General features: G+C 70.1%; 5 protein-coding genes. 4 read left to right on the forward strand and 1 reads right to left on the reverse strand.

All coding sequences use genetic code 11. The features are described 5' to 3' along the window. Window positions 1-459: 459 nt before the first annotated feature. The gene (locus tag OM076_RS42560) at window positions 460-795 is read left to right on the forward strand and encodes a methylenetetrahydrofolate reductase (RefSeq protein ID WP_270046302.1); all 336 of its coding nucleotides are present in this window, start codon (window positions 460-462) and stop codon (window positions 793-795) included. Window positions 796-799: 4 nt separating this feature from the next. Then, complete coding sequence (locus tag OM076_RS42565; RefSeq protein WP_270046303.1) at window positions 800-1,510, forward strand: class I SAM-dependent methyltransferase; 711 nt, start codon at window positions 800-802, stop codon at window positions 1,508-1,510. Between the two features lie 1,067 nt (window positions 1,511-2,577). Here OM076_RS42565 and OM076_RS42570 read toward each other — a convergent pair. Continuing rightward, complete coding sequence (locus OM076_RS42570; protein WP_270046304.1) at window positions 2,578-3,456, reverse strand: LysR family transcriptional regulator; 879 nt, start codon at window positions 3,454-3,456, stop codon at window positions 2,578-2,580. Between the two features lie 86 nt (window positions 3,457-3,542). Here OM076_RS42570 and OM076_RS42575 point away from each other — a divergent pair, with 86 nt between their 5' ends. Next, window positions 3,543-4,787, forward strand: a complete 1,245-nt coding sequence (locus OM076_RS42575; RefSeq protein WP_270046305.1) for an MFS transporter — start codon at window positions 3,543-3,545, stop codon at window positions 4,785-4,787. Between the two features lie 152 nt (window positions 4,788-4,939). Then, complete coding sequence (locus OM076_RS42580) at window positions 4,940-5,782, forward strand: hypothetical protein (protein ID WP_270046306.1); 843 nt, start codon at window positions 4,940-4,942, stop codon at window positions 5,780-5,782. Window positions 5,783-6,000: the final 218 nt, after the last annotated feature.

The following is a 6,000-nucleotide window of genomic DNA, read 5'->3' on the forward strand; positions in this document are numbered from 1 at the left end:
CCTCCCAATTTGTCGCCACCGGCGCGCTCATACCTGTCGGGGCGTCCACGCTTGTTGAGGCTGTCAATCCTGCGCGCCCGTTCAACCTTCGCACGCCGCCGCCGCTCGCGCCATCGCTGCAATCGGCCGGTCTCGGACTGTTGGCGCTTCGCCATGCAGGCCTCCGATGCTCGGGCCTGTAACGCTACGCCGATGGTGCCGGGCAGTCCAGCGAGCGATCCCGTTGATCGCCGGCGGCGGCGAGGCCGGCCGCGGCGCGTCTCAGGGGCGTCGGGCTGCGATGATTCGCCGGTGTCCGTGACTGCCCTCACGTCTGCGGAGATTTCGCTGCCGGCCGAGGCCGATGGCCAGCGGGTGAGTGATCGCATCGCTGTTCTGGCTGACACCGTCGATGTCGTCGGGTAGACCGACAACCACGCCGGCCAGCCGCGAACGTCGCCGTTGGCGGCTGTGGCGGACATGACCGCGACCGAGCTGATCGCGAGGGCGCCGGGGTGGAGCGTCCCGCGTTCGCTGGCTGTCGAGGCGGTCGTCAATCCGTTCGCCGAAGACCTGGATCGGGAGCTGCGGCTGCTGCAGCGAAAGGTCGCCGCGGGAGCAACCTTCGTGCAGTCGCAGATGGTCTTCGATCTCCCGAGGCTCGAAGCGTTCCTCGCGCGCGAACTGGCGGCCGGGCTCGCCCGTGTCTCGCGCGTGGACGCCCTGCACGCCTTCCCGCTCGGGGCGGAAGCGGCCACGCGCGAGGTCGCCGCCGAGTTTCGGGTGACACGAGGCATCAACTCGCGACGTCGATAGCGCCGTGACAAACAACAGTCCGATTCTCGCCGAGCAACTCGCCTACTATCGGGCTCGCGCTCGCGAGTACGACAAGTGGTTCCGTCGCGAGGGGCTCCATGACTTGGGCGAAGAGCGCAATGCCAGATGGCGTCTTGAGCTCAATCGAGTGTATTCAGCACTCGATGCGTTTGCGCCTCGTGGAGACGTCCTCGAGCTTGCCTACGGCACGGGTGAGTGGACGATCCGTCTCGCGGAGGTGGCGACCCGTGTCGTCGGAGTCGATGCAGCGCCGGAGATGCGCGAACTCGCTCTGGCGAAGCTGCAGGATGCCGGTAAGAGCAATGTCGAGCTCTGGGTTGGCGATCTCTTCAGCTGGCAGCCAGATCAGGACTATGACGTCGTCTTCTTTGCGTTCTGGCTTTCGCACGTGCCCGAGAGCCATGCCGACCGGTTCTGGCGCAGCGTCCACGACGCGCTTCGCCCCGGAGGCCGCTTCTTCCTCGTGGATGCCGCAGGCGCGGTCTTGGACAGGAACGTCATTCACGGTTCGCGACTGCCCGATCGCGAGAGCGCGACTGAGCTCAGGCGACTCGAGGACGGTCGGGAGTTTCGGATTTTCAAGCGTTCGTTCGATCCCGACCGGCTCGCGCGAGATCTTCGTGACCACGGCCTTGACGCGAGCTTTGTCGAGACGGGCGAGTTCTTCGTCTACGGACTCGGCCGACGTGCCTAGCCCGACGTGGGACTACTCACGCGGAGCCCGTGTGCAAGCAAGACATACGACCGGCCTCGACAGTCGTCCCGCCCGGTAAATCGTCGGTAGCGGTCCTGGCTCTGCGATATGTGACTTTTCCAGAGGCACCGGGTTGCATGGCCGCCTCGTCGGCGTCGTCGGATCCCGTTCGTCACGGATCGGGGTGAGCAGCGCGGCCTGGGCAGTGGGCAGGTTGCGGGTGCCCGCTGCCCCTTGAGCAAGCGCTCCGTTGGCCTCGTAGGGCCCCTTGTCAGCTCGTCGTGCAGGGCGCGGTCGATGACGACCGCCTGCAATTCCGGCAATTCCTCGTAGCCATTGCTCTCCTGAGCGTTGCCGGTCTCAGCGTCGTCACAGTCGTCCTCCGCGTTCGGATCGATCGCGTTGCTACTAGTCGCAGAATTCAGCGCCGCCATCTTCGTCGTGGCCGCAGCCATCCGCCTCGACGTCGCGACCTCCTGCTACTGACTTGACGCGACGCGGCGGTGAGCTCATCCGCCCGGCGACGGCTGATGCTTTCCATATCCGCCTGAGCTCGGTCGCGCCTCGGGGTTCGACGCGACGAGGGACGCCGCCGCGTTGATGCGCCCGCGCAAAGTTCTGGCGGTATGCGGGAGGAGGGTCCGCATCCCATGCTCGGGGAGCTTCACGCGGGCGCAGTGAGGAAGCTACTGACGGCCACTCGGTGGCCTCTGGACCGTTCGTCGTGTGGTAGCCGTTCAATCGACCATCGGCCAGACCGGATTCGTGTGCGTCAGCCCGGCGAGTCATCGCCGGGGGCACCGTGTGTCGTTATCGACGAACTCGAGACCTTGGCGCTGCTGCCTTCCACCCCAGGTAGCGGCGGCAGGGCCGCGAGTCGGTCCAGGCACGCCGCCTGCGCTTTCGCATGCGAAGCGGCGGCGGTGACCAGTGCCGCAGCCGTCGACGATTCCACTACGGCGAGGGACCACCGGGGACAGCTGCCTGCCGGCGCGGCTGGATCGAACGGCATTTCCGGTCGCGGACGGTACGGCCTCCCAGCGGGGGTCTTCGCCGCACGCGGTCCGCTAGGGACCGGCGCCGTGGCGGGCGACGAAGTCGGCGAATCTGCGGGCGGCAGGGGACTGGTAGCGGGTGCGGTGCCACGCGATGCCGATCGTTCTCGCGCAGTCGCGGTCGGCGACGGCGAGCAGCGGTGTCGCGGAGGAGCCGTCGGGCCGAGCGGGCAGCAGTGAGACGCCGAGGCCGGCGGCGACGAGGCCGCGCAGGGTCTCGACGTCTTCGCCCTCGAACGCGACGTGGGGCGTGAATCCGGCCTGGTCGCAGAGAGCGTCGGTGATCCCGCGCAGGCCGTAGCCCGCTTTGACGAGCACGAACGGCTCGTCGGCGACCTCGGCGAGGCGGACGCGCCGGCGTTGCGCGAGATGGTGGTCGGGGGGCACGGCGAGTCGTAGCGGCTCGCGGTACAGCGCGCGCCAGTGCAGTTGGTCGTCGGCCGGGTCCACGCCGGTGAGCACGATGTCGTGGCGGCCCGCGTGCAGCCCTTCGATGAGGTCGCCGGAGCCGTCCTGGTTGAGGCGGAAACGCGCGCCGGGGTGTTCGGCTCTGTAGGCGCGGATGAGTTCGGGGACCAGCGAGACGCCGAGGGTGTGCAGGAAGGCCAGGCGGATCTCGCCGGCCTCGGGGTCGGCCGCACGGCGGACCGCGCTGGTGCCGGTCTCGATCTCGGCCAGCGCCCGGCCTACGTGCTCAGCCAGCACGCGCCCATGCTGGTTCGGGATCAGCGATCGGCCGACGCGGTCGAAGAGTTGGACGCCGACGGACGCTTCCAACCGTCGCAGCGAGCGCGACAACGCCGGCTGGGAGATGTGCAGTCGCCCGGCGCTACGGGTGACGTTGGGGTCCTCGACGAGGGCGACGAACCACTGGAGCTCCTGCAGTTGCATGTCGCTCTGAATGATGCCGCATGTGCATGGAAACGCTGCCAATGATGCATTTTGCGACGCGAAGGTCTTGACCTAGGCTCGGGGAAGTGGAGATCCGAGCACAGCGTCTTCGTCGCGGTGACCCGGGATTCCGGCGAGCGTCGCTGGCGATCTTTGCCGCGGGGGTCGCCACGTTCATGCTGCTCTACGCGCCACAGCCGATGCTCGCTGCGATGGCGCGGGATTTCGGCGTGTCGCCGGCGAGCTCGACGCTGACGGTGGCCGTGAGCACCACGATGCTCGCACTCGCGCTGCTTCCGGCGGGGTGGCTGTCGAACGCGTGCGGTCGCACGCAGGTGATCGGGCTCGGGCTGTTCGCGGCAGCTGTGCTCGGGCTGGCCGCCTCCGCTGCGCCCACGTTCGAGGCGCTGCTGGTCCTGCGCGCGTTGCAGGGCGTCGCGTCGGCCGGGGTTCCGGCGGTCGCCATGGCGTACCTGGCCGAGGAAATCGACCCGTCATCGCTCGGCAGCTCGATCGGCCTGTACATCGGCGGCAACGCGCTGGGCGGCATGTCCGGTCGGCTGCTGAGCGGATGGCTCGCCGAGATCGGGGACTGGCGCCTCGCGCTCGTCGGCGTCGGCGTCGTCAGCCTTGCGTGCGCGGTCGTGTTCTGGCGCCTGGCCCCGCCGTCGCGCCATCACACGCGCACCCGCTTCACACCCGCCGCGGCGCTCGCGGCGGTGACCGTGCACCTCCAGGACCGCGGCCAGCGACTGCTCGCCGTGATGGCGGCGCTGCTGAGCGGCACGTTCGTCGCGGTCTACAACGCCCTCGGCTTTCGCTTGGTCGAGGCGCCGTACCGGCTCAGCGCGGTCGCGATCGGCGCGATCTTCCTCGTGTACCCGATCGGGTCGGTCTCCTCGGCCGTGGCCGGGCGCATGGCGGACGTCGTCGGCCGGCGCCGTCTGCTGCCCGCCGGTGTCCTGGTCACGTTCGCCGGGATCGCGCTGACGACCCTGAGCCCGTTGCCGGTCATCGTGCTCGGTGTCGCGCTGTTCACGCTCGGGTTCTTCGCCGCGCACTCGATCGCGTCGAGCTGGGTCGGCCGACGCGCGCACACCTCGCACGCTCAGGCGTCGGCGCTCTACCTGATCGGCTACTACGCCGGGTCCTCGGTGTTCGGGCCGCTGGGCGGGCTCGCCTGGAGCGCGGGTCGCTGGCCGGCGGTGACCGCGCTCGCGACGCTCCTGCTCACCATCGCGTTCGCCATCTCGCTGCGCCTGCGCGCCACGCCACCCCTCGCACGTCCTTGCTCGACGACCAGCGCCGCTGCCCATGCCCTCACCGCCTGACCAGCTCGAGCCTTCGTGTGACCCGACGACCCGCGCGCTGATCGCCGCCGCGCGGCCATGAGCCACGGCAAGCGGCAACGCGTCGAAAGGCTCGGCGGAACGCGCCGCTGCGACCGCTAGCCTCGGGCGCGTCATGCGATGGGGGAGGGTCGGTGTCTGAGCTACTGGAGCGCATCCATGGCGAGATCCGCGCGCGCCTCGCGGCGAGTGCGGCCGCGGTGCGCGAGTCCGAGCGCCTGGAAGCTGCCCTGGCGGCGCTGGACGGGGTGGAGCCCGACGTGCAGCGGCGACGGCCCGCGGCGTTGCGCGGCGCGCGCTCGCGCTCCGAGCCCAAGGCCATTGCGCAGCGAGCGCCGCGCGGTGCCAATCGTGAGGCGGCGCTGCGCGTGATCGGTGAGCGTCCCGGGATCGGCGCCGGCGACCTCGCGGCCGCCACGGGGATCAAGCGCGCGGTCCTGTACGCGCTGCTGACCCGGTTGGTCGAGCAGGGCGAGCTCGTCAAGCACGTCCCCGTCGACGGGCCGGCCGGCTACGCGTTGGCGACCATCGACCCGACCGTCACGCCGGTCTCGTCCGACGCGCCCGCCAAGGCCGACGCGGACCTCGAGACACAGCCTGCCGACGGCCACGCGCAACCGCGGCCCGACGGCGGCACGGCCGGTGAGACATCGCCTCCGGACATTGCCGCGGTGCCGGCCGCGGCCACGCCGGACGAGAAGCCTGTGACACCGGCGCCGCGGACACGTCGGCGTGCGAAGGCCAAGCCGGCTGCAGTCGCGGCGCCCGAGGCGGACGTCGCGTCGGCGCCGCCCGGGAGCGAGCGCCCGGCGGACGCGGAGGTCTCGACGCCGGCCGACGGCACGTCTCCGCCCGACCACGATCCTGGCGCCCGCGCCACACCCGTCACGAGTGCCCCGGCGGCGACGCGGCGCGCGGCCAAGCCGCGATCCGCCACACGCGCACCTCGTCGCGCGAAGCCGAAACCGGCGGCCTGAACCATCCAGCGTCCGTAATCGCGGTTCTCGACGGACGTCACGGTGGCCTTTCGGGCCCGCACGTGCCCAAGGGCTGCCTCGCCCGTCCATTCTGCGGGGTTCTGAAGTACCGTTGGACGTGACTATGCCCACCATTTCACCAACCTCATCTAGTCATGGACATCGTCCTTCGGGGGAGACCTCGGAGGCTCGGATTGCCAAGGCCTTGGCGCATCCGC

This window comes from Solirubrobacter ginsenosidimutans (assembly GCF_027587205.1).

Bases quoted from the DNA above. Each gene is read 5' to 3' on its own strand.
- OM076_RS42560 (WP_270046302.1), top strand. From the start codon at position 460: ATGACCGCGACCGAGCTGATCGCGAGGGCGCCGGGGTGGAGCGTCCCG.
- OM076_RS42570 (WP_270046304.1), bottom strand. From the start codon at position 3,456: ATGCAACTGCAGGAGCTCCAGTGGTTCGTCGCCCTCGTCGAGGACCCC.